Genomic DNA, 24,641 nt, shown 5'->3' with positions numbered 1-24,641 from the left:
GCGCCGTCTCAGACTTCGCTCAACAGCCCGTTGCGCACGCGCACGATGCGGTGACATTGCTCGGCGAAACGCCGTTCGTGCGTCGCCAGCACCACCGCGATCTTTTCGCGTTCGGCCAGGGTTTTGAGCAGGCCAAACACCGTCTCGCCTGTCTGCTCGTCCAACGAACCGGTCGGTTCGTCGGCCAACAACAGGCGCGGAGCGTTCAACAGCGCGCGACAGATCGCCGTGCGTTGCCGCTCGCCACCGGAAAGGTCCTGGATGCGGTGATCGAGCCGATGCGCGATGCCCACCTCCTCGGCCAGCTGACGCACCCGCGCCGCGGTTTCTTTGGGCGAACGCCCCACCGCCAAGGCCGGCACCCGCACGTTCTCCTCCACCGTGAGATCGGGGATGAGGTTGTGCAGCTGAAACACATAACCGAGGTGACGCCGCCGCAGCTCCAGCCGGTCGGCCTCCAGCCGCGGATCGAGTCCACAGACCTTCAGGTCGCCCGAGTCCGGCAGATCGAGTCCGCCCAGCAAATGCAACAGCGTGCTCTTGCCCGAGCCCGACGCGCCCCACAACGACACGAGCTCGCCCGCCCGCACCTCGAGGCTCACGCCGCGCAGCACCGTGATGCGGCCCTTGTCGTAGGACTTCACCACCTCGCGCGCCATCGCGATGACTTCTCCACGGCTCTCACTCATAACGCAACGCCTCCGCCGGTTGGATGCGCGAAGCATATCGCGCGGGATAAATCGCTCCGGCCACCGCGGTCACGATCGCCGTCGCCACGATGCCACCCAACACGGGCGCCGAGATCGTGGCCTGCACATAACCTTGGAACTGCGGCGTCGCTTCCATGATCGCCAGCACCGTGAAACCGATCGCAAAACCGATCGCCACGCCCGCCACCGCGATCATCGACGCTTCGCCGAAGATCAACACCGCGACCTGCTTGTCGGAGAAACCACACACCCGCAGCACCGCGATTTCGCGAATGCGGGAAAAGACCGACAACAACATGGTGTTGGCCACGCCGAGCCCGCCCAAACAGAAGGCGCAGATGCCCACCGCCCAGGCCGTGAAATTGAGGATTTTGAAGCTGTTGTAACTCTGGCTGAACTCGCGGTTCTCCAGCGCGATGATGCCCGGATGCGCCGTCTCCAGTCCGGCCTTGAAGGCATCACCTTCATCCTTGTCGCGCAGCTTCACCGCCACGACCGACGATGCACTGCCGCGATGGAAAAACTCCTGTGCCGTCGCCAGCGGCATGAACACGCCGCCGTCTTCGAAACCGTTTTCGTTTTTGAACACGCCGCCGACTTTGAAGGTGCCACGACCGACTTCGATTTCGTCACCGTAACTCACCTCCAAAAACTCCGCCGCCCGCGCGCCGAGATACACCTCGTCGTCGTGTCGGCCAAACTCCGTCGCCTCGCCGGAGAGCCAGTCGCCCTTGGCCAGCCGCGGATCGCTCGCCTCGATGCCAAAGCAGGTGATCACCGGATGATCGGGCGCCGACACGATGCCAAACAGCATCGGGTGCGCCGCCTCGACCTCGGGACGCGCGCGGATCGCCTCGACCTGCTCCGTCGTCACCGAGCTGAAGAACAGGTCCGACACGTTTTTCTCAAACACCAGGTAGTGGCTGTCCGACGACAGGATGCGTTGGAACATGCCGATCGCCCCGGTCACGATCGCGAGGATCGTGAGCATCGCGGCGACGCCGAAACTGATGCCCGCCACGCCGATGAGCGCCCGCAGGCGATGGCGTAACAGGTTTACGAATACAAGACTCAGGAAGCGCATGAAAGGGGAAGATCAGACCGCCACGGCCTGCGGAGCCGGGACCTTGACCATCCCCGTATAACGGACGATGCGGCTGGCGTTCGCCACGAAATATTCGCGGTGAAACGTTTCAAGATAGCGCCACGCCGGGCGACGCTCGACCAGTTCCTCCAGCGCCCGGTCGGCCTGGCCGATCAGACGGGTGATACGACGCACGGTCGCGGGCACGCCGAGCACGTGCGCGAGATTGGGCCGGGTGAGTGCTTCGTCGCGCCCCGCCGTCTTGCCCAACGCATCGGCCGCTCCGGCCACGCCCACGTCGCCCAGGTCATCGATGGCCTGGAACGCGAGGCCCCAATAAAGGCACAGCGCCTTGAGGCGGCGGCCTTCCTCGGCATCGGGCTGCGCCAGCAGCGCCGGAAAATAGATCGCGAGCCAGAAGAGCGCGCCCGTCTTCGCCGCGGCGATGCGGCCGATTTCGCGGGCACTGCGGTCGCTGTCGGCGAAGGCCAGATCGCGGGCCTGTCCGCCCACCAGCCCCGGCACGCCGAGACAGGCATCGAGACAACCCATGGCCGCGAGACGCACCTGCATCGGTTGCCCGGCCAGGGCAAAACCGGCCAGCGCATAGGCGCGATTGATGAGAGCCAGCGACGCCAACACCGTGGTGGACTCGCCATGGACGAGATGGACACACGGCAGACCGCGCCGCTCCTGCGCGTCGTCCATGCAGGGCAGGTCGTCGAGCAGCAGGGAGGCGATGTGGTAGAACTCGACCGCGCAGGCCAGTTGCAGCGCCAGGTCCTCGTCGAGGCCATGGGTCATGGCGGCGGCGTGAACGAGGCGGGCGCGGACAAGTTTACCGGGATTGCCAATCGCCTGATCCAGCGCAGCCGCGAGACGCGGCTCGGTCATCGCGCCCGCCGGCGTGTGTTCACGCATGGCGACTACGATGGGATCGGCAGAGGGCAGAGACAGGACAGGAGCAACCATGGTTTGGGACAGGGTTGAGGGTGGGTTTCGGCAAGGAGAGGGTCAGGGCGCGGATCAGTCCGCCGCCGGGGCAAGTTTGCCCTGCAGGTGAAAACGCACGGTCACATCCGGGTTCACTTTAAGCGCGAGAAACTTGCGGATGATCGGCAGGCCGAAGCGCTCGGTGTTCACGACGGCTTCACCGTCGATCACCAGCGTGTCGCCCTCCGTGGTGATCTGCACCGGAAAGCTCAGTTCCTGCGTCTGGCCGTGCAGGGTCAGTTTGCCCGTCGCGTCGAACGCACCGCCCTCCGCGGGGGCCAGCTTCACCAACTCAAAGCGCGCGTCCGGATATTTCTCCGTCTCCTGCCAGTCGTGCATGTGGTGATCGCGCTTGTCCTCGCCGGTCTTCACATCGGCAAATTTGAAGGCGATGACGGCCGATTTCACCGCGGAGCCGCTTTCGTCGACTGCGATGGTCGCATCGTAATCGGCGAGATGACCAACAAAGGACCCCATGGTCGCCTTCACATCCACTTCGATACGGGACTGTTTGTGGTCGACGCTCAGTGATTTGGTCGCGGCCGAGACGCTCGCGACACCGACCAACCAAAGACTCAGGGCGACAAGAAAGGTGCGTTTCATCAGGACCACCCTAACCGAGGCGCATGAATCAAAGGTGAACCCGCCGTGAACATTTATTCATTTTCGCCATTCGCTGGCGCCAAACGAAACGCGCGTTGGATGAGCAGGAACATGACCCACGCCACCAACATCGTCACCAGCGTGTGGCTCAGGTAGTGCGCGCCTTTGAGCATCTGGTAACCGCCCATCATCCAGCCGAGGCCGAGGCCCAGCCCGATGCCCCAGCGTCGCCAACCGGCAGTCGCCCCCAGTCCGGCCAAGGCGAAGAGCGCGAAACCGCCACTCGCATGCCCGGCCGGATAACACCTCCCGCAGCGCTCCGGCTGCAGTTCCGGCGGATGCGGCGCCCAGGCTTTCACATAAGCGACGTCACCGCCGTAGCGGGTGATTTCGTAGGGACAAAACACGTTGGTGTGCGCCTTGAGTTGCCCGATCAGGATCGGCACCAACGCCAACGTGAGCAGCACCGCGCCGATCCGTTTGCGTTCGAGGCCCCAGCGCGCCCGCCAGCGGGCCGGACCGACCAGCAGCGTGAGCAAGGTCACGGCCAACAGAATGATCACATACTTCGGCCCGTTGTAGAAAAACGCCCTCGGCAACGGCGCGCGTCGGTCCACCCACCATTGCCCGGTGGCGAAGTCGAAAAAGTGATCCTGCACCCACAGGTCCAGGTTCGTGAATTCGAAGAGGAGAATCACCCCCGCCAGCGCGACGAGCGCCGGCCAGAGCGTGCGTTGCAGGTTCCAGGAGGAGCGGGTCGCGTCCGGCATAATAAAATCAAGTCTCCGCTAACGTCGCAGCATCTTCTTCAGATCGAAGTTGCCGCGGAATTTTACCGATAGGCCGAACTCCCAGCCATCGGGCCCCCACGTGACGGGAGTCGCCACGCCCATCACCCAGTTGCCCTTCGATCCGAAGGTCCAGGAATCGGGCAACTCCAACACAAAACCGGGACGGGCCGTGATCCGGTTAAGGTTGCGGTCTCCGTCGCCCATCAGCGCGTTGGTCGCCCACGTCGTTTCAAAGGTGTAAGCGTGGCCCTCGCGCGGCAGAACGAAGCCCGTGGTGAAAGTGTTGGCGCTCTGCCCAAACTCATTTTTCTCCAGCCGCCCCGCCACGGAGGTGGTGCTCACGTAATCCACGCCGGTGCCCCAGAACCACCGCACGCCGTGCCAATCCGGAAAGTCCCGGGCAAAGGTCACGTAGGGCTTCATGTGCTCCAGCCCGTCCGTGAGCTCCACCGGCGGATGATCCAACGGGTGGCTATAGTCCAGACCGAGCGCCATCTCCCACCCTGCCAGCAAGGTCCAGTCCGGCCGGTATTTGGTGCCAAACTGCAACTCACTCAGGCCCGCTTCGGCAAAGGGATCGATGCCGCCCAGACCGTGGGAGAAGTAACCCTCCACCGCCGCCGAGACTTCCCAGTTTTCAGTCAATCCGTAACGCACGCCAACCGGCGCCCGCAGGTGGTCCTTGCGGTGCAAATCACCGAAATGCGGGTGCACGATGAGCCGCAGGTAGTGTTTGCGCTCCGTGCGCGGCAACTCGGTGTCGAACACGCCTTTGATCTGCACCTCCTCATCCGCCACCGCGCCGCCGTTCGCGCCATCGGGGCCGGATCCCGCCAGCGCCAATCCCGGCACCAGCGCCAACAGACTCAGATAACAACCGCGATGACGGAGGAGGCGGGGTGGGGTCATGACAGCAAGGGGTCTTCGCGCTGAGGCGCGATCAGTAGTTGGCGGCCATCCCGTCGCCCGACGCTGCGTTCGCCTGCTCGGCATAGCGTCGCTGCTCCGCCGGGGTCAGCGCCTTGTAACCATCATTCTGATACAGCCAGGCGGCCGTCTGGTAATAACCCACCACTTCGTTGGGTTCCGGCGAGGGTTCGCCTCGTCGGGTCTGGACCAGCGTGGTGTGATCCACCTTGTAGCTGGAGCACTCGCTGCGCGGCGAAAGGATGTCGAGGCGACCTTCTTCGAAGAGGCCCAGCTTTTGGTAGTTGCCCACCAACGCCCGGCGGTCACCCACCGCGCGGCGCACGTCCCAACCGTAAAACCGGGAGGCGTAGCTCCAATTCAGCAGTCCCAACAGGGTCGGCGCATAATCCACCTGACTCATGAGATCGTCGATCCGGCCCGCCTCAATCTGACCGCCCGGCGCGTAGACCATGAGCGGAATGTGATACGACTTCACCGGCAATTCACTGCGACCGGCGACCGAAGCGCAATGGTCGGCCACGACGACAAACACGGTGTTTTTGAACCAGGGTTTGCTCGACGCTTCGCGGATGAATTCGCCGATGGCCTGGTCGGTGTATTTCACCGCACCGGCGCGACCGGATTCCTTGGAGGGCAGGTCGATCTTGCCGTCGGGAAAGGTGTAGGGCCTGTGATTCGACGTCGTCATGACGAAGTAGTGAAACGGTTTGCCCGCCGCGTAATCGGCGTCGGCTTCGCGCATCGTCCAGCGATAGAGATCGCCGTCGCAGGCGCCCCAGGCATTGGCAAAGGTCACGTCGTCATCGCCCACCGAACCGCGGTCGACGATGCGGTAACCGTTGCCGCTGAAGAAGGCGTTCATGTTATCGAAATACCCGTAACCGCCGTAGATGAAGGCCGTGTCGTAATCGCGGCTCTGGAAGACCGAGCCGAGGGTGAACAACCCGTCGTTACGCGGACGTTTGATGAGCGAACGCCCGGGCGTCGGCGGCAGGCTCAGCGAGAGCGCCTCCATGCCGCGCGTCGTGCGCGTGCCGGTCGCGTAGAAGTTGGTGAAGAGGAGGCTCTTCTCCGCCAAGGCGTCGAGCTCCGGCGTGAGCGTCGACTCGGAGTTAAACACCCCGAGGAAGTCCGCGCTGAGACTCTCCACCGTTATCTGAATCACATTGAGGCGCTGCTCCTCCCCCGGGTTGTCGATCCAGCGCAACAGGTCGCGCGGATTGTCGGTGAGGAAACGACTGCCGTCAAAAGCGACTTCCTTGCGCGCTTCGGCAAAGGCTTCGTCCAGCGGCAAGGTCGCGTAGAATTCGTCGTAGGCCAGTTCGTTGTTGCGGAAGGCCGCGAAGAGCGACCATACGCCGTCCTTGGCCAGCTCGCGGTTGTAGTTGTTCTGGTAGGACGGCAGCTGCCCCTGGTTGAGCCCCCAACCCGCCAGCACCGTCAGCGCCAGCCACGCGGCGCCCGCCGCGTAACGCTTTTGCCAACCGTCGGCGGCATGCTCCAGCCACTGGTCCACCCAGCCCGTGCGCACGAAGAGCAGGTAGAGCCCCACGGTCGCGATCGCCAGCCCCGCGAAGATGGCCGGCATCGGGTAGGACTCATTGATGTTGGCCAGCACCTCGGTCGTGTAGACGAGGTAATCCACCGCGATGAAGTTGAAGCGCACGCTGAACTCATCCCAGAACACCCGCTCCGACACCGCCGTGAACAGCAGCACCGCCAGCCCGCCCATGAGCGCGAGGTGCCCCAGCGCCCGGGCCCAGCGTCGCTCGAAGAAACGCTTCGGCAAGAGGGTCAGCACCAGCCAACCCGGCAGCGAGAAGAGCAGCGCCGCGCCCACGTCGAAGACCAGCCCCCAGGCGAAACTGGCCAAGAGCGAGGCATTCCAGTCCACCGCCCACATCTCGTGCAGCAGCAGCCCAATGCGGGTGAACGTCGCCACCGCGACAAAGAGGATCACAAAAAGCACCAAACCGCCGAAGCGATGGGTGATGCAGCGGGAGAACCAAGCCGGAGTTTTCATCAAATCGGCGCCCAGCCTACGCCCCACAAATGAGCGCAAGGTGAACGAAACATGAATTCTCTGTAATCCGAGCCCCCCACCCCATCCCGTATCCCCGCATCCCATATCCCGCATCCCGTATCCCGTATCCCGCATCCCGCCCCCCATTCCGTTCTCGTCATCCCCGCGCTCCTTCTCCTATCCCCTTTCCCGCTCCGTTTTCCTTCCGATGGCCGATCCCAAACCGTTCATTTTTGTCTGTGGTCCCGACGATTTCCTCGTCGGCCGCCTCGGCCGTGAGCGTTACGACGAGCTCGCCAAGGAGATCGACGACGAGTTTTCCCGCGAAACCATCAGCGGCTTCGCCAACAACGTCGCCGAGGTTGAGACCGCCGTGAACCAGTTCCGCGAGGCCCTGCAGACCATCTCCATGTTCGGCGGCCGCCGCCTCGTCTGGTTCAAAGACGTCAATTTCCTCGCCGACTCCGTCACCGGTCGCGCCGAGAGCACCCTCAAACAGGTCGAGGAGATCCAGCGCCTGCTCGAGGCCAACGACCCCGCCAACGTCGCCGTGCTCATCACCGCCGCTCCGGTCGACCGCCGCCGTGCCTTCCCCAAGTGGTGCGAAAAGACCGCCGACTTCGCCCTCATCGGCGGCGACGGCGATGCCTCCGCCCTCGCCAGCATCGTGCTGGCCGAAGCCCAGAAGCTCGAAACGTCCTTCGATCCCGGCGCCATCGAGCTGCTCCTCACCAAGATCGGCGCCAACACCCGCCTGCTCATCGAGGAAACCCGCAAGCTCGCCACCGCCATCGACGAAGGGGCCACCATCACCGAGGAACTCGTCGCCGAACTCACCCCCAACGTGGCCGAGGGAGATTTCTTCGAAGCCGCCGAGGCCTTCTTCAGCGGCGACATCAAGTGGACCCTCGCCGCGCTCCATCGCCATTTCTTCAACGGCGGCGACGCCCGCCCCATCATCAGCGCCCTGCAAAACCGCAACCGCATCCTCCTGCAGGTGCGGGCCCTCGTCGACGCCGGTGACGCCCGCCTCGGCGCCCGCGGTCTCGACGGCCTCAAGAGCGCCGAGTCCACCTACGGCCACCACTTCACCGGCGTGTCAGGCAAAAGCGGATACAACCTCTTCACCCAGAACGCTTGGTATGTCGGCAAACTCGCCCGCAGCGGCCAGTTGCCCTCCACCCGCCGCCTCATCGACAACCAGCAGGCCTTCATCACCGCCTTCGAGGAAATCATCCGCCGCCCCAACGAGCAGGAGGACGTCCTGCGCGAGATGGCGGTGAACTGCCTCGCGGCCTGACCCGCACCCCCCAGGGTCCCGCCGTCAAACTGTCCTCCCGCGGATCCGGTGGACCACCGCCTCGCCATTGCTGCAACGTGGTGGGATGCCCCTTAAACTCCGCCCTCTGAGCGCGCTCGCGCTCGTCGTCTGCGTTGCCTGCTCGTGGTTGACCGCCGCACCGCCCCACCGCGAGACCCTCAATTTTAACCCCGACTGGCACCTGTTCGTGGGCGATCCTGCCGATGCCGCCGCCCCGGACTTCGACGACTCCGCGTGGGCAGCCGTCACCCTGCCCCACGCCTGGAACGAGGACGACGCCTTTCGCCAGGACATCCGCGATCACTCGACCGGCATCGCGTGGTATCGCAAACACTTCGTGCTCCCGCCCCGCGATCCGGCCGGCAAGGTGTTCATCGAGTTTGAGGGCATCCGCCACACCGGCGAGGTCTGGCTCAACGGCGAGCGCGTGGGTCGCCACGAAAACGGCGTCATGGCCTTCGGTTTCGATCTCACCCGTCTCGTCAAACCTGCCCCCGCCGTCAATGTGCTCGCCGTGCGCACCAACAACGCTTGGGACGTGCGCGAAGCCCTCTCGGGCAACCGCTTCCAGTGGGCCGACCGCAACTTCAACGCCAACTACGGCGGCATCCCCAAGAACGTGAAGCTGCACCTCACCGGCCAGCTCTACCAGACGCTCCCGCTCTACTCCCACCTCGGCGGCCTCGGCGTCTATATCTACGCCACCGACTTCGATATCGCCGCCGGCAGCGCCACCATCCACGCCGAGTCCGAGGTCCGTTTCGAACCCCGCGAGCATCGCCCCTTTACCTACGAGGTCACCATCGCCGACGCCGACGGCCAGGTCGTGAAACACTTCTCCGGCGGCGAGTTCACCGCCCCGCCCCGCGGCCGCGTCTTCGCTCGCGCCTCCGCCCGCGTCGATGGCCTCAAATTCTGGAGCTGGGGCTACGGCTACCTCTACACCGTCACCACCACCCTCAAAATCGACGGCGAAGTTGTCGACTCCGTGCAGACCCGCACCGGCTTCCGCAAAACGGAGTTCGCCGACGGCATGCTCCGCCTCAACGACCGCCCCATCCACCTCAAGGGCTATGCCCAGCGCACCTCCAACGAGTGGCCCGCCCTCGGCCTCTCCGTGCCGCCCTGGCTCAGCGACTACAGCAACGGCCTCATGGTCACCAGCGGAGCCAACACCGTGCGCTGGATGCATGTCACCCCGTGGAAGCAGGACGTCGAATCCGCCGACCGCGTTGGCCTCATGCAGCTCATGCCCGCCGGCGACGCCGAAAACGACGCCCAAGGCCGCACCTGGGCCGCCCGCGTCGAACTCATGCGCGACGCCATCATCTACAACCGCAACAGCCCCAGCGTCGTCTTCTACGAGGGCGGCAACAAGGGCATCGACGAGGAACACATGCGCGAACTCGTCCGCTTGCGCGACTTCTACGACCCCCACGGCGGCCGCGCCATGGGCTCCCGCGAAATGCTCGGCAGCGACCTCGCCGAATGGGGCGGCGAGATGCTCTACGTCAACAAGAGCGCCGACCAACCGCTCTTCCAAAACGAATACTCCCGCGACGAGGGCCTGCGGAAATACTGGGACGAATTCTCCCCGCCGTATCATAAAGATGGAGACGGCCCGCTCTACAAAGGCTTCCCCGCCCGTTCCTACAACCGCAACCAGGACTCCCACGCCATCGAAAACGTGACCCGCTGGGTCGAGTTCTGGCGCGAACGCCCCGGCACCGGCACCCGCGTCAACGCCGGCGCCCTCAACATCATTTTCTCCGACACCAACACCCACCACCGCGGCGCCGAGAACTACCGCCGCAGCGGCGAGGTCGATCCCATGCGCATCCCCAAGGACGGCTTTTTCACCCACCAGGTGATGTGGGACGGCTGGGTCGACATCGCCCAACCCTCCGCCCACATCCTCGGCCACTGGAACTACGCGCCCGACGTCACAAAACCCGTCCACGTCATCTCCAGCGCCGACCGCGTGGAACTCTTCCTCAACGACCGTTCCCTCGGCTTCGGTGAACAACACGACCGCTTCCGCTTCACCTTCCCCGCCGTGGCCTGGGAGCCCGGCACCCTGCGCGCCGTCGGCTACGACGCCATGGGCGAGCCCGTCTGCGAAGCCCGCCACGTCACCGCCGGTCCACCCGCCGCCCTCAAACTCACCACCCGCACCGGCCCCGGCGGACTCCGCGCCGACGGCGCCGATGTCGTTCTCGCCCAGATCGAGGTGGTCGACGCCGCCGGCCGCCGCTGCCCCACCGCCCTCAACGACATCAGCTTCACCCTCGACGGCCCCGCTGAATGGCGCGGCGGCATCGCCCAGGGTCCCGACAACTACATCCTCGCCACCACCCTCCCCGTCGAAGGCGGCGTCAACCGCGTGCTCGTCCGCTCCACCACCACGCCCGGCCCCATCGTGCTCACCGCCACCGCCGAGGGCCTCTCCCCCGCCAAGGTTGAGCTCACTTCCCACGCCGTGCCCGTCACCGACGGCTGGAGTCGCGACTTCGCCAGCGACCACCTCGCCAGTCAACTCGACCGCGGCCCCACGCCCTCCGGCCCGGCCTACACCGTCTCCCGCGTCGCCGTGCCCGTCGCCCAGGTCACCTCGACCGGCGCCGGCGACCCGGGCTTGGCCATCGACGACGACGAGACCACTGCCTGGTCCAGCCGCGAGCCGCTTACCTTCCAACTCGCGGACCCCGCCACGCTCACCCAGATCGTGATGAAGGTCGCCGGTTTCCGCGCCCGCAGCTACCCGCTCAGCATCACCGTCGATGGTCAGGAAGTCTGGCGCGGCGCCACCGCACGCAGCCTCGGCTACATCACCCTCGATCTCACCGCTGCGGTGCACGGCCAAACCGTCACCCTTACCCCGCTCTCCGGCAGTGAAGCCCGCGAGGCCTTCGGCGAACTCACCGAGCTCGTCGATCAAGGCAACGCCACCACCGGCGAAGAGGGCGTGGGCGACGGCGAATTCGGCGTCTTTGAAATCGAGTTCTACACCGCGCCCTGAACGGTCACTACGCCTCCCCGTGTTCGCGCTGGCCGGCCCCCGGAGGGTCGTTGCATGATCGCCGCCTTACCCCCGGATCATGAAACGCCCCCTTCTGCTCTCGCTGTGCGCCGTCTTCTTGGCGGCCACCCTCTCCGCTGCCTCCGCCACCACATCCTCATCGCTGCGCGTCGGCGTGGGCCGCGCCGACATCACCCCGCGCGCCGGTATCGACCGCGCCATCGCCATGGGCGGCAAGGAGGTCGTGGTCGAAAACATCCACGATCCGCTCACCGCCAACGTGGTGGTGTTTGAACAGGCCGACGCCCGCGTCGCGCTCGTTTCGCTCGACCTCATCGCCGTCAACCCCGCCGTCTTCGATGACATTCGCGCCGGCCTCGAGCGCGATCACGGCATCACCCAAACCCTCTGCGCCGTGACCCACACTCACGGCTCGGGCCGCCCCACCGACGGCCAACACGAGCGCCTCGTTTCACTCACCCTGCAGGCCGCCGCCGACGCCATCGCCGCCCTCGAACCCGCCATTGTCGGCCACGCCAATGGCGAGCTCAACGAGGGCTACAACCGCCGCATCGTGCAACCCGACGGCACCGTCGAGATGATGTGGAACAACAAGGACCACATCCCCTCGCACCCGGTCGACGACACCCTCGGCGTGCTCTCCATCCGCCGTGCCGCCGACGGCCAACCCATCGCCACGCTGGTCAACTACGCCGTGCATCCGGTCATCAGCATGAACTTCGAGGAGCTCATCATCTCGGCCGATTGGCCCGGCGCGATGGCCCGCAAGGTCGAGGCCGAGCTCGGCGGCCATTGCATCTTCCTCCTCGGCGCCGCCGGCGACATCAACCCCTACGAGGCCGACATGTTCCGCTACGCCACCCCGGCCGAAACCTTTGCCAAAATTGAGGAGGTCGCCTCGCGCGTCGCCGCCGAAGTGGTCCGCACCCACGCCTCCCTCGAGCCGGCCGATCTCTCCGCCGACGCCACCCTCGCCTACGATTCCTACACCCTGCCGCTCGGCCTGCGCCGCGACGGTCCGCACGGCGAAAAGTCCCATGAGGTCGAACTCGCCACCTTCCTCCTCGGCCAGCGCCACGCCATCGTGACCATCCCCGGCGAACTCTTCGTCGAGCTCGGCATGGACCTCCGTGAGCGCAGCCCGGCCGCCTCCACTTGGGTCATGGCCAACGCCTACGGCTCCTCCGGCTACATCCCCACCATGCACGCCGCCTGCCAAGGCGGCTACGGTGCGACCTGGGGCACCTTCCTCGAGTTTGGTGCCGGCGAGCGCCTCGTGCATCAGGCCCTCGTGAGTCTGCTTTACCAGATGGAAAAGGTGAAACCGCTCGAGCAGCGGTAACAGCCCCCGAAAACACCCTCTTTTCTTTCGCAAAAAACGTGGCGCCTTCGCCGCGTTTTTTTTGCGCCCAAAAGGGCGTTACCATTTTCGCCCCGGGAATTCCCCCTACGGATTTCAGCCCCGCGAAAAACGGCGTTTTACCTCTGAAACCCCCTTCTTTTCGGGGGCGTATCAGCCCGCCAAATCCACGCGCCCGTCGACCGCGTTTTACCCGAGGCCGTCCGATCTAAGGGCTGCAGAATGAAGGTGCCGCCCGATACCTTAAAACCGGGTCGCTCGCTAAGGTGGATGCCATGAAATTGATGCGACCCCTCCACTTTAAACCCCTGTTCCGCGCCGCCACTGGCCTGCGCGCTCTTGTCGCTGCCACGATGGGACTCATCGCGCTTGGCACCACGGGCTGTAACACGATCGCGCCTCCGGCGGCGTCTGTGAACAGGACTATCTCCGCCACGCAAACCGTCACCGGTCGGGTCCTGACCTCCGACGACCTGCGGGCCTTCGATCGCAAGATCGTCCTCGGCGACAACAGCTACGCCCAAGTCAACAGCGCCTGGCTCGCCCAGTTCAACAAGCGCTTCCGCAGCGAGCTCAACCGCCTCGGCATCACCAAGTGGGACCGCAAGTTCGACTGCAACCGCTTCACCGACCTCTACCGCTCGCTCGCCCAGGCCGATTACTACCGCTCCAACTTCCACTCCAGCGTGAACGCGGAGGCCATCGCCATCGGCTCCATCTGGTATGTCCGCGACAGCACCGGCACCCGCCATGCCCTCGTCCAAGCCGTCACCGAGCGCGGTCGCATTTTCATCGAGCCGCAGACCGGCGAGGAGATCGAACTCTCCGCCAAGGAAATCCGCAGCACCTACTTCGCCGCGATGTGAGCGCCTCGCTCGAACAACCCTTTGTGCGCTCGCTAGCAAGCGCATGAATACCGGCGGCGGCCGAGTTCGCATCCTCGGTCGCCGCCCCATCATTCACCGACTTTTTGCAGGCAGCAAAAATAGGATAGGAGACCCGAAGGGGGGAGAGTATTGGTCCACTCTCCCCCCTTAACTCTTTTTCAGAAACGTCCTGTTGCTCGAAACGGGTTGGCAGCGCCTCCCCCCCGCCCCCACGGTGGCCGTCTGCCTCCATGACCGCCGCCGACCGCCGCCCCTCCGTCACGCCTCCGCCCTCGCCCTCGCCTCTGGCCCCTTGCCTCACCCGCGCCCGCTGGATCTGGCCCGAGAGCCTGCACTGGGACCTGGTCAATTGCTACGCGCTGTTCCGCCACGCCTTCGACCTGCCGACGCCCCCGTCGTCCGCCCCCCTTTTCATCACCGCCGATCAGTCCTACCAACTGTATGTAAACGGCCAATACGTCGGCCGCGGCCCCGGACGCGGTTTTCAATCCGACTGGCCCTGCGATGAAATCGATGTCGCCTCCTGGCTGCGTCCCGGCCGCAACGCGATCGCCGTGCGCGCCCACCACCCCGGCACCGGCAACTACCAATACCACTGCGAGGACTACGCCGGCCTGCTCGTCGCCGCCGATTGGGGCGAGGTGCAGATCGCCACCGGCGAACACTGGCGCTGCCGCCGCCAGTCCGGCGTGCGCCGCGACACCGTCACCGCCAGCCTGCAGCTCTTTCGCCAGGAGCACATCGACCTGCGCGTCGAGGCCCCCGACTGGATGACGCCCGAATTCGACGACTCAGTCTGGCCGCCCGTGCGCATCATGTCCGTGCCGTGGAACGCCCCGCCCTGGCATCACCTGCGCCCCCGCGGCACCGCTCGGCTGGAGGAGCCCATCGCCACCTTTCATCACGTGATCGGCACCGCCACCGGTCCAGCCGCCCCCGACTACGCGACCGAACGTCAGCTCGGTCACCTACGCCACCGTGAGGGCCTGGCCCACCAACCCACCGACGCCTCCCCCGACCGCCTCACCTTCGCGCCCTCTCCCGCCGGCCATTGGCGCAGCGTGCTCATCGATCTCGGCAAACCCCACCTCGGCGCCGCCGTCCTCGAACTCACCGGCGCCGCCGGCGGCGAAATCATCGAGGTGCACCACTTCGAAACCTGCACCGCGACCGACTCCTCGATCACGCCCGACTTCAAACCCGACTCCCACGGTCGCCTCACTTTTGCCCATCGCCTGACCTGCCGCCCCGGCAGCAACCACCACGCCTTCTACCATCCCTACGGCGCACGCTACGTCGTGCTGGTCGTGCGCGACAACCTCGCCCCGATCGAGCTCCGTTTCCAACTGCGCTCCACCCTCTACCCGCTCGCCGCGCACGGGTCCTTCGCCTGCCCCACCGAGCCGACCCTCGAAGCCATCTGGCAGGCCTGCGCCTGGACCCAGCGTATCTGCAGCATGGATACCTACGTCGACACCCCCAGCCGCGAACAGGCGCAATGGTGGGGCGACGCCCGCGTGCAGGCTTGGAACACGTTTCACCTCGACGGCGACCCTCGCCTGCTCGCCCACGGTATTCGCCTCATCGCCAGCCAGACCACCCCCGACGGCGTCACCTACGGCCACGCACCCACCATCGCCCACCACTGCATCCTGCCGGACTTCACCCTGATCTGGATCCTGACGATCTGGGACCACTATTGGCAGACCGGCGACCTCGACCTTTTCCGCGAACAACGTCCCGCCATCGATCGTGCGCTCCACTACTTCCGCACGTGGACCGATCCGACGACCGGCCTGCTGCGCTACGACGAACGCCACTGGCTGTTCCTCGATTGGGCCGACCTACCGAAAAACGGCCAACCCGTCGTGTATTCGCTCTGGCTGCTGCACACCCTCGATCGCCTCACCGCCCTGCACGAAGCCACCGCCGATGCTGCCGCCGCCCAAACCTGCCGCGACTGGGCCACCGCCCTGCGTGCAGCCCTGCGCGCGCGGCTCAACACCGACGGCCTGCTCACCGATGGTTTCGCCCCCGACGGCTCCGCCCTCACCACCACCTCCGTCCACGCTCAAACCCTCGCGCTCATCACCGGCCTCGCGCCGGAACACACCGCCGTGATGCTCGCTCAACGCCTCCTGCCCGCCGCGTCCGGCGGCACGCCCGACGTCGTGCAACCCTCGGCCTATTGGCTCACCTACGTTTACAGCGAACTCGGCCAGCGCGGCCACGGCGCTGCCGTCGTCGATGACATTCGCCAGCGCTGGGCCGCGATGGCCGAGCACGGCTCCACTTGGGAGACCTTCGATCCACCGCGCGGCGAGTTCAGTTTCTCCCACGCGTGGTCCGCCCATCCGCTCTTTCATCTCATGCAGATCCTCGGCGGCGTCCGCCAAACCGCCCCGGCGTGGCGCGAGGTCGACATCACCCCGACTTTCCACGGCGACGGCGTCGACGTCACCGTGCCCACGCCCCACGGCCCCATCCGCAGCCAATGGCAACGCGACGGCGACACCATCCGCGGCGAACTCAACGTCCCGGCCGGAATCACCGCCACCCTGCACTTGCCCGACGCTCCCGCCGTCGCCGCGACGGGAACACACCACTACACCATCAGGGGCTGACCGGCTCGGCGTCCAACCGCGCCTGCCAAACGGCCGCTTCTTCGGGCCGCCCCAACGCGGCATAGCACCGCACGAGGTTCTGCATCACCTCGCGACGCGTGCGCCCAAATTCCGGCGGCACCGGCGCGGCCAACGCCGACAGCCCTTCGTATCCAGAAAGTAACCACGGTTCCGCCTCGACCGCCCGCTCCATCCGCAACAGCGCGTCCCCCAACATCGCCTGCGACACGAAGGTCGCGCCCTTGCCCGGCTCCGCTTCCGCCCGCGCCGCCACCAGTTCTTGCAACAGAGGTTCTGCCTCGGCCGCACGCTCCATGCTCAGCAGCGTCTGACTCAGCCGTTCGGTCGCGATGAAGGTCTGACGATGAGAAGGACCAGCCGTGCGCAGACGCAGGTCGCGCACGTGCTGCCACAAGGTCAGCGCCTCGGGCAGATTCCCTTCCTGCAGGGTGTTCATCGCCACCAGCGCCAGCACCGAAATGGCGGCCGGATGCTCCTCGCCCAGCTTCGCGTTCAGTCGGCGAGACGACTCGCGCAACACCGGCCCCGCCTCAGCCAGACGACCCGCCCGCGTGTAGTCCGAACCCAAATTGGCCATCGCCATCATCGTATTGGGATGATCGGGCCCGAAGGCCTTCTCCAAGCCCTCCTGCATCTGCTCCCGCATGGCGATGGACTCATCGACCCGCCCCAGACGGTTGAGCTGACTCGCCATGTTGTTCATCAGCGTGAGCGAGAGTTGATGGTCGCCGCCCAGCACGCGCCGCGCGATGTCCAGCGCCTCCGTCTCCAGCGCCAACGCATCCTCCAGCCGGCTCTGGTCGTGGTAGGCACCGGCGAGATTGATCATCGCCACGATCGTGTCCTGGTGCTCGGCGCCCAGCACGCGCCGGTAACCCTCCAGCATCTCCTCCAACAACCCCACCGCCGCGGCCACATCGCCCCGGTCCTTCGTCACCGTGGCCACGTTGTTGAGCATCGCGAGGGTGGCCGGATGCTCGATGCCCAGGTCGCGACGATACACCGCCAAGGCCCGCCGCTGCATCTGCTCGGCCTCCGCCAAACGGCCCTGCTCATGGTAGAGCGCCCCGAGGTTGCGCACCGCCATCAACGTCCGTGGATCCTCGGGCCCCGCCAACGCTTCCCAGTCGGCCAAGGCCGCCACCAGCAGCGGCTCGGCGGCGACAAAATCGCCCGTCTTTTGCAGCGCCAAACCCAGACCCGTCTGGGCATCGATGCGCAGCGCAGCCGGCATCTCCGGCGTCACCAGCTCGCCCAACTCACGCAACAAAGTCACCGCGTCGGCCGCGCGATTGATGTCCATCCAGGCGCGACCGAGATCCCGCTGCGTGCGCAGCGTATCCACATGTTGGTGACCGAGGTGCGTCCGCCGCAATTCCAGCGCCCGTTCCAACTGCACCGCCGCTTCGGCGGTGAGCCCCAAGCCCTGATACGCCTCGCCGATGCTTTGCCGAACCTCCGCCTCAAGCAGGGGTTGCGCGGCAAAACGTTCACCCACCTGCGCCGCCGCCCGCTCCAGCGCGTCGCGCACCTTCAGGTCGGGATCGACCGTCTCCAGACTGTCGGCCTGCCAATTGGGATCGGCCTGCCGCAACAGATCCGTCTGCAAAAAATCGCGCACCGCGCCGGCAATGGCCGCCTCTTCACGCGCCGTCGCTTCGGCCGCGCGCGCCGCGACTTCGGCGCGATTCGCGCGAACCGCCTGCCAGGTGCTGACCGCCGTGCCGGTCAACGCCGCCACGCTCACCGCCGCCGCCGCGCCAAACACCAAACGGTTGCGCCGCACCAATTTTGCGAACCGGTAGCCCGCACCCGCCGGTCGCGCCTCGATCGGTTCGTTGGCCAGATAACGGCCGATGTCCGCCGCCAAACCCGCCGGCGTGGCGTAGCGTCGAGTGCGTTGCTTTTCCAGACAGCGCATCACGATCCAGTCCAAGTCGCCCGTGATACGATGCACCAACTTGACCGGATCCATCACCCGACTGGTGGCGGTGGTCTGCAGCTGCTCCGGCGACAATGTTTGCAGGCGCGTCGACGGCCGCGGCGGATCGATCTCGCGGATCTGTTTCCACATCGCTTCCAGCCCCGCAGCCATCAACGCCTTCGGCTCAAAGGGCGGCGCCCCGGCCAACATTTCATAAAGCAACACCCCCAGACTGTAGACATCGGTGCGGGTATCGACGTCGCTGCCGGCCTGATCGAGTTGCTCCGGGCTCATGTAGGCCGGCGTGCCCATGAACTGACCGATCTGCGTGACCAGAGTCGTATCCGTCAGGCGCTGCTCGATCGCCTTCGCGATGCCGAAATCGATGACCTTGAGCACCGGCGCACCGCTCCCACCCGCCGGCGGCGCCACGAGCACGTTGGACGGTTTTACGTCGCGGTGAATGATGCCCTTGTGATGCGCATGCTGGATCGCGTCGCAGACGCGGCAAAAGAGACTCAAACGCTCCGCCACGCTCAGCCGGTGCTCATCGCAATAGGTCGTGATCGGCCGACCATCCACGAACTCCATCACGAAAAACGGCCGCCCGGTGGGCGTCGTGCCTGCATCAAACACCCGCGCGATATCGGCGTGATCCATCAACGCCAGCGCCTGCCGCTCGGCTTCAAAGCGGCGAATGACTTCCGTCGTGTCCATGCCCAGCCGGATGACTTTCAACGCCACCTGCCGGCGCATGGGTTGAGTTTGCTCGGCCAGCCACACCACCCCGCAACCGCCATCGCCCAAACGCCGCACCAGGGTGTAACCACCAATCACGTCGCCCGGCCCCGCCTCGCCCTCCGCCGCCGCGGCCGCACGCACTTCATCCAGCCCCCGGTCGATGAGCCCGGCCGTGCTTTCGCTCGCCGTGAGCAGGCGTTCGATGCGCTGCCGCAGTGCCGGTGAATCGGCGCACGCTTCATCGAGGTAGGCCGTCCGCTCCGCCGGGGGCAGGTCGAGCGCATGCAGAAAGATTTCGTCTTCGGATTTCATCGTGAAGGGTAAAGCCGGTGTCGTTCTGCTTGCGCGGCCCCGCCGCAAAGGGGGCCAAACCAAATGCGGGGCACGCCGCTCAATCGCCCGCCTCGCGCATCTCGCGAATCTTTTCCATCAGCCACGCCCGCGCGTAGGCCCAGTCGCGTTTCACCGTGCGCACCGACACGCCCATGACCTCCGCCGTCTGCTCCACCGTGAGCCCGACAAAAAAGCGCTGCTTCACCAAATCGGCACGGCGCGGATCCGCCTCGGCCAGCGCCTCCAACGCTTCGTTGAGCTGCAACAATTCTTCGTCCGGCGTTTCCTCCGCGCCCATCTCGAAGCCGGTCTTCTCCCACGAGACATGCACCGCCCGGGCACCGCGCCGCGCCGCCTGTTTGCGGCGCGCCCGATCGACCAGGATACGCCGCATCGCCTCACCCGCCGCCGAGAAAAAATGCCCGCGCCCCTTCCAATCCGGTTGCTCGTCGCCCCCCAGCCGCAGCCATGCCTCATGCACCAGGGCGGTCGCCTGCAAGGTGCGCGCATCGCGTTCGTGGGTCAGGTGCCGCGCCGCCAAACGCCGCAGTTCCTGATAGACCAGCGGCAGCAGCTCCTCGGTGGCCGCACGGTCGCCCGCCTCAATCCGGCGGAAAAGCAAAGTCAGCTCACTCTCATTCATCATCGGGCGCGCACGCTGGCACACAGGCAGGCCGGAGAGTCCGGACCGGTCAAACCCGATTCGACCGCACTGCATTCGCCGCCCGCCAAAAAAAGTTTGGCCCCGTTTCGACCGACTCCGCGCAAGCCCGCTCCAGCCCACCATCGGACCGATGACGGGCCTGCCACCCACACCTTTATGCAACGCCCTGCCAGCTCATGAAATCTGCCAACCGCCTTCTCGCCCTCTCCTCCCTCGCCCTCGTCCTGCTCGCGACCAGCGCCAATCCGCTCCGCGCCAACGGCACCACCACCCTCACCAGCTACTTCGATAATCACTTCGATGAACGCTTCATCCCTGAGGCCGACGCCGACGAGATTTTCGGCACCGGCACCCTCTCGTTCAGCGGCCCGGCGCTCGACGACGGACTCTACAGTTGGGGCGATTTCTCTGATCTGAGCGTCACCATCAACTTTGTCGACGAGCCATCCTTGCTCTTCACCGAGGCCGATATCGTCACGCCCACGACCAACTTTCTGGTCGGGGTATACGAAGGCTCCTTCTATTTCGCTGGCGATCCCGTGCTCGAATTCGGCGCGAGCTCCCAATGGACCAACAGTGCCGGATCGTCGTTCTACACCGGTCCCACCGGCGGCTACGTCACTTACCTCCTGGAGCCGGCGGGCTTCCCCGTGACCATTTCCGGAAACTACGGCGCGCAGGGACTCTCCGCGGTCCCCGAGCCCTCCACCTATGCGGCCATCGCGGGCGGACTGATGTTCGGCTTCGTGCTCTGGCGCCGTCGCCGTGCCGCCGCGCCCACCGCCGTGTGACCAGAGCGCTTTCGACCTTGGCACCCGGCGCGCCGTCGCTTCACGCTCGCCGGTCCCGCCATGTCGAAGTCCCAAGCCAAAAAGTCCGCTCCGGCCTCCTCCTCCTCGTCCGCCCCGGCCATCACCAACGTGTTGGCCGAGCGTTACGCCTCGTCCGCCATCAAGGCGATCTGGTCGCCCACCGGCCGCGTGGGCATCGAACGCGATTATTGGATCGCGATCATGAAGGCGCAGCGCGACCTCGGCATCGACATCCCGGCCAAGGCGATCGCGTCCTACGAAAAGGTGAAGGATCAGATCGACCTCGCCTCCATCGACGCCCGCGAGCGCGTCACCCTCCACGACGTGAAGGCCCGCATCGAGGAGTTTAACGGCCTCGCTGGCTACGAGACCATCCACCTCGGCCTCACTTCCCGCGACCTCACCGAAAACGTCGAGCAGCTCCAGATCCACCGCTCGCTCGCCGTCATCCGCCAAAAGGCCGCCGCCGCCCTGCTCGGCTACGCCAAACGCGCCAAACAATTCCGCAACCTGCTCCTCACCGGCCGCACTCACAACGTGCCGGCCCAGCCCACCACGCTCGGCAAACGCATCGCCATGTTCGGCGGTGAAATGCTCGCGGCCTTCACCCACCTCGACGAGCTCGCCGCCCGCTACCCGGCCCGCGGCCTCAAGGGCGCCGTCGGCACCCAGCTCGACCAATTCACTTTGCTCGGCGGCGACGCCAAAAAAGTCGCCCGCCTCGAGGCCAAGGTCCTCAAACACCTCGGCTTCAGCGCCGCCCTCAACGCCGTCGGCCAGGTTTACCCGCGCTCACTCGACTTCGAGGTCGTCTCCGCCCTCCACCAGGTCGGTGCCGCCGCCGCCAGCTTTGCCACCACGCTGCGCCTCATGGCCGGCCAAGGCCTGCTCACCGAGGGTTTCCAAAAGGGCCAAGTCGGTTCCTCCGCCATGCCGCACAAGATGAACGCCCGCAACTGCGAGCGCATCTGCGGTTTCTCCACCATCCTCTCCGGCTACGTGGCCATGACCGGCGCGCTCGCCGGCGATCAGTGGAACGAGGGCGACGTGTCCTGTTCCGTCGTGCGCCGCGTCGCGCTGCCCGATGCGTTCTACGCCATCGACGGTCTGCTCGAGACCCTGCTCAACGTGCTCAACCAGATGACCGTGTTCCCCAAGGTCATCGCCGCCGAGTCCGCCCGCAACCTGCCCTTCCTCGCCACCACCACCATCATGATGGCCGCCGTGAAACAGGGCGCCGGACGCGAGACCGCCCACGCTGCCATCAAAGAGCACGCCCTCGCCGCCGCCGCCGCCATCCGCGAGGGCCGCGAGCCCGGCATGGTCGAGCGCCTCGCCGCCGATGAACGCCTCGGCCTCAAGGAAGCCACGATCTACAACATCCTCCAGGACACCGAACGCTTCGTCGGCGCCGCTCCGGCCCAGGTCGATACCTTCGTCGAAACCGCCCGCGCCACCGCCCGACGCGTCAAAGGCGCCAGCCAGATCAAGCCGGGCAAACTGCTCTGAGCAGTCGCACGGGTCCGGCACGCGTCGGCCAACCGCCGCCGCGCTCAGGTCAATCCTCAGCGCGGCGCACCAGGCCGAGCTTCACCGCATAACGGCGCAACTCATGGTCGTCGCCCGCGCCGCTCTTGGCGCGCAGACGGGTCACGACTTTGTAGACGCCCGATTGGGACATGCCCACTTCCTCGGCGATCGCCTTGGGCGGCACGCCGTCCACAAACAAGCGCAGGATGTGCAGGTCCGTCCCGTCCAGCACCGGGTCACGCAGCGAGCGCTGCACGATCGTGCGCAGCGACCGATTGATCGCCGGGCTCACGTAAAAATCGCCCTGGGCCACGGCATTCACCGCCGCCGAAAAATCCTCCAGCTGGATGTTCTTCTCCAGAAACCCCTGCACCCCGTATTGCAGCGCGTGACGCACCGCCTCGGCGTTGCTCAGACCGCTGAAAATGATGATCCGCGTCTCGACCGACGCCTTGGACAAGGCCTGCACGACCTCCAACCCGCCACAACCCGGCAGGTCCAAGTCCAGCACCACGATGTCGGGTCGCTCCGCCGAAATCAGCTCGATTGCTTCCTTCCCGTCGCCGGCGATGCCCACACAGGTGAAACCCGGCATGACTTTAAGAAAGTTGCGCAACAACTCGGCGATGAAGACATGGTCGTCGACCACGAGCACGCGCCGCCCCTCTGCCGCACGGGCAGCTTCCTTGCTGGAAACAGAAGAGGTGGTTCGCATCTCCCCCCCTTATCGCCACAGGTGGCATTGCATTTAGCCCAACCTTCCCCTGTAGGGAACCTTCCCCTCCCCAACACCCCGTCCCAGCGCTCCCGCTATCTCTAAAATTACATTTGCCAGCCGGTCAGCCGCCCCGCCACCTTCACCGTTCTCATACGCAAATCCCTTTCCCGATCTTTATAGACCCAACACCATGGCCGAAGAACTCGTAGGTAATATTTTGGTGGGCCAATCCGGTGGCCCCACCGCCGTCATCAATGCCAGCATCGAAGGCGTCGTCTCCGAAGCGCTGAACCACGACTGCATCGAGGAGATCTACGGCACCCTCAATGGCGTGCTCGGCATCCTCAATGAGGACTTCATCGACCTCGCCTCGGAGTCCCAGCAGACCATCCGCGGCCTGCGCCACACCCCCGGCGCCGCCCTCGGCACCTGCCGCTACAAGCTCAAGAAGCAGGCCGATTTCGAGCGCGTGCTCGAGGTCTTCAAGGCCCACAACATCCGTTACTTCTTCTACGCCGGCGGCAACGACTCCCAGGACACTGCCGACAAGATCTCCAAGCTCGCCCAGGAGCAGGGTTACGCGCTGCGCGTCATCGGCATTCCGAAGACCATCGACAACGATCTGCCCGTCACCGACCACTGCCCCGGCTACGGTTCCGTGATCAAGCACGTCGCCACCACCGTGCGCCAGATGGCCTGCGACCACGCCGCCATGGGCCAGAGCGACCTCGTCTCCATCCTCGAGGTCATGGGCCGCAACGCCGGCTGGATCGCCGCTGGCGCCTCCCTCGCCAAACGCCGCGACCACCCGCACGATCCCCCCCACATCATTCTCCTCCCCGAGGTCGCCTTCTCCGCCGAGAAGTTCATCGCCGATGTCCAGCGCGCCCTCAAACGGGACAAGTTCTGCCTCATCGTCGTGGGTGAAGGTCTGGTCGACGCCGACGGCAACTACGTCGCCGCCGCCGAGGCCACCGACGCCTTCGGTCACGCCCAACTCGGTGGCGCTGCCGACTTCCTCCAGCGCCTCGTCGAGGCCAACCTCCCCGGCATCAAGGCCCGCACCGCCAAGCTCGGCATCCCGCAGCGCGCCGCCGTCACCAACGGTTCCCAAGCCGACGCCGACGAGGCCTTCCTCGCCGGTCAGGCCGCCGTCGAGGCCGCCATCGACGGCGAGACCGACAAGATGGTGACCCTGCTCCGTGGCGACGCCGACCACTACACCTGTGAAACCGGCCTGGCTCCCCTCGCCGACATCGCCAACGGCGTGAAGAAGCTCCCCAAGGAGTGGATCAACGAGGACGGCATCAGCATGAACTACCAGTTCGTGCGCTACGCCACCCCGCTCATCCAAGGCGAAACCAAGGTCCCCCACGACAACGGTCTCCCGACCTTCGCCAAGCTCGACAAGGTCCGCGTCCAGCGCCTCCTCGAGACCTACGAGCTCTGAGCTTAAACAAGCTCCCCCAAACCCGCTCAGGCCGCCCGAATTCAGGGCGGCCTTTTTCATGCCCCGCCGAAACCCTCTTTCC

18 protein-coding genes are annotated in these 24,641 nt (G+C 65.7%); 8 read left to right on the top strand and 10 right to left on the bottom strand.

Annotation, left to right across the window (positions count from 1 at the left end):
• Window positions 1-8 precede the first annotated feature (8 nt).
• From K1X11_RS16775 to K1X11_RS16745, 7 genes are read right to left on the bottom strand one after another with little or no spacing between them, the layout of a single operon-like run.
• On the bottom strand, window positions 9-689 hold the full coding sequence (locus K1X11_RS16775) for an ABC transporter ATP-binding protein (RefSeq protein WP_221031393.1): 681 nt from the start codon (window positions 687-689) through the stop codon (window positions 9-11).
• Window positions 682-1,794 (bottom strand): ABC transporter permease, encoded by a 1,113-nt coding sequence (locus tag K1X11_RS16770; protein ID WP_221031392.1) that lies wholly within the window; start codon window positions 1,792-1,794, stop codon window positions 682-684. Before K1X11_RS16770 ends, K1X11_RS16775 begins: the two co-directional genes overlap by 8 nt.
• Window positions 1,795-1,806: 12 nt before the next feature.
• On the bottom strand, window positions 1,807-2,766 hold the full coding sequence (locus K1X11_RS16765; protein WP_221031391.1) for a polyprenyl synthetase family protein: 960 nt from the start codon (window positions 2,764-2,766) through the stop codon (window positions 1,807-1,809).
• A gap of 54 nt (window positions 2,767-2,820) precedes the next feature.
• Entirely contained in the window at window positions 2,821-3,390 is a 570-nt protein-coding gene (locus K1X11_RS16760) for a YceI family protein (RefSeq protein ID WP_221031390.1), read from the bottom strand.
• Window positions 3,391-3,443: 53 nt separating this feature from the next.
• Window positions 3,444-4,160, bottom strand: a complete 717-nt coding sequence (locus K1X11_RS16755; protein WP_221031389.1) for a phosphatase PAP2 family protein — start codon at window positions 4,158-4,160, stop codon at window positions 3,444-3,446.
• Window positions 4,161-4,178: 18 nt separating this feature from the next.
• Window positions 4,179-5,090, bottom strand: a complete 912-nt coding sequence (locus K1X11_RS16750; RefSeq protein WP_221031388.1) for a hypothetical protein — start codon at window positions 5,088-5,090, stop codon at window positions 4,179-4,181.
• 31 nt (window positions 5,091-5,121) lie between these two features.
• Window positions 5,122-7,134: an LTA synthase family protein gene (locus tag K1X11_RS16745; RefSeq protein ID WP_225919468.1), complete on the bottom strand. Its 2,013-nt coding sequence runs from the start codon at window positions 7,132-7,134 to the stop codon at window positions 5,122-5,124.
• 208 nt (window positions 7,135-7,342) lie between these two features.
• Between K1X11_RS16745 and holA the strand changes: the two genes are divergently transcribed.
• The 5 genes from holA to K1X11_RS16720 all read left to right on the top strand — a co-directional run bounded on the left by holA (window position 7,343) and on the right by K1X11_RS16720 (window position 16,366).
• A complete protein-coding gene (gene holA, locus K1X11_RS16740; protein WP_221031386.1) occupies window positions 7,343-8,434 on the top strand; it encodes a DNA polymerase III subunit delta in 1,092 nt (363 codons plus the stop codon).
• A gap of 85 nt (window positions 8,435-8,519) precedes the next feature.
• Complete coding sequence (locus K1X11_RS16735) at window positions 8,520-11,474, top strand: glycoside hydrolase family 2 protein (RefSeq protein ID WP_221031385.1); 2,955 nt, start codon at window positions 8,520-8,522, stop codon at window positions 11,472-11,474.
• A gap of 79 nt (window positions 11,475-11,553) precedes the next feature.
• The gene (locus K1X11_RS16730) at window positions 11,554-12,837 is read left to right on the top strand and encodes a hypothetical protein (RefSeq protein ID WP_221031384.1); all 1,284 of its coding nucleotides are present in this window, start codon (window positions 11,554-11,556) and stop codon (window positions 12,835-12,837) included.
• A 293-nt stretch (window positions 12,838-13,130) separates the two neighbouring features.
• Complete coding sequence (locus K1X11_RS16725; protein WP_221031383.1) at window positions 13,131-13,721, top strand: hypothetical protein; 591 nt, start codon at window positions 13,131-13,133, stop codon at window positions 13,719-13,721.
• A 251-nt stretch (window positions 13,722-13,972) separates the two neighbouring features.
• A complete protein-coding gene (locus K1X11_RS16720) occupies window positions 13,973-16,366 on the top strand; it encodes an alpha-L-rhamnosidase-related protein (protein ID WP_221031382.1) in 2,394 nt (797 codons plus the stop codon).
• Here K1X11_RS16720 and K1X11_RS16715 read toward each other — a convergent pair.
• Window positions 16,356-19,364, bottom strand: a complete 3,009-nt coding sequence (locus K1X11_RS16715) for a serine/threonine-protein kinase (RefSeq protein ID WP_221031381.1) — start codon at window positions 19,362-19,364, stop codon at window positions 16,356-16,358. The two genes, K1X11_RS16720 and K1X11_RS16715, sit on opposite strands and share 11 nt — an antisense overlap.
• Before the next feature lie 79 nt (window positions 19,365-19,443).
• On the bottom strand, window positions 19,444-20,031 hold the full coding sequence (locus K1X11_RS16710) for an ECF-type sigma factor (protein ID WP_225919467.1): 588 nt from the start codon (window positions 20,029-20,031) through the stop codon (window positions 19,444-19,446).
• A 194-nt stretch (window positions 20,032-20,225) separates the two neighbouring features.
• Between K1X11_RS16710 and K1X11_RS16705 the strand changes: the two genes are divergently transcribed.
• Complete coding sequence (locus K1X11_RS16705) at window positions 20,226-20,840, top strand: PEP-CTERM sorting domain-containing protein (protein ID WP_221031380.1); 615 nt, start codon at window positions 20,226-20,228, stop codon at window positions 20,838-20,840.
• Window positions 20,841-20,900: 60 nt separating this feature from the next.
• A complete protein-coding gene (gene purB, locus K1X11_RS16700; protein WP_221031379.1) occupies window positions 20,901-22,370 on the top strand; it encodes an adenylosuccinate lyase in 1,470 nt (489 codons plus the stop codon).
• 49 nt (window positions 22,371-22,419) lie between these two features.
• Here purB and K1X11_RS16695 read toward each other — a convergent pair whose 3' ends face one another.
• A complete protein-coding gene (locus tag K1X11_RS16695) occupies window positions 22,420-23,106 on the bottom strand; it encodes a response regulator transcription factor (protein WP_221031378.1) in 687 nt (228 codons plus the stop codon).
• 193 nt (window positions 23,107-23,299) lie between these two features.
• Here K1X11_RS16695 and K1X11_RS16690 point away from each other — a divergent pair, with 193 nt between their 5' ends.
• On the top strand, window positions 23,300-24,559 hold the full coding sequence (locus tag K1X11_RS16690; protein ID WP_221031377.1) for a 6-phosphofructokinase: 1,260 nt from the start codon (window positions 23,300-23,302) through the stop codon (window positions 24,557-24,559).
• The last annotated feature ends 82 nt before the right edge of the window (window positions 24,560-24,641 follow it).

The organism is Actomonas aquatica (assembly GCF_019679435.2).
In the GTDB taxonomy this organism is placed as follows: domain Bacteria; phylum Verrucomicrobiota; class Verrucomicrobiia; order Opitutales; family Opitutaceae; genus Actomonas; species Actomonas aquatica.
The sequence above is the reverse complement of the archived record's forward strand: the minus strand, read 5'-3'. Positions and strand labels throughout refer to the sequence as shown.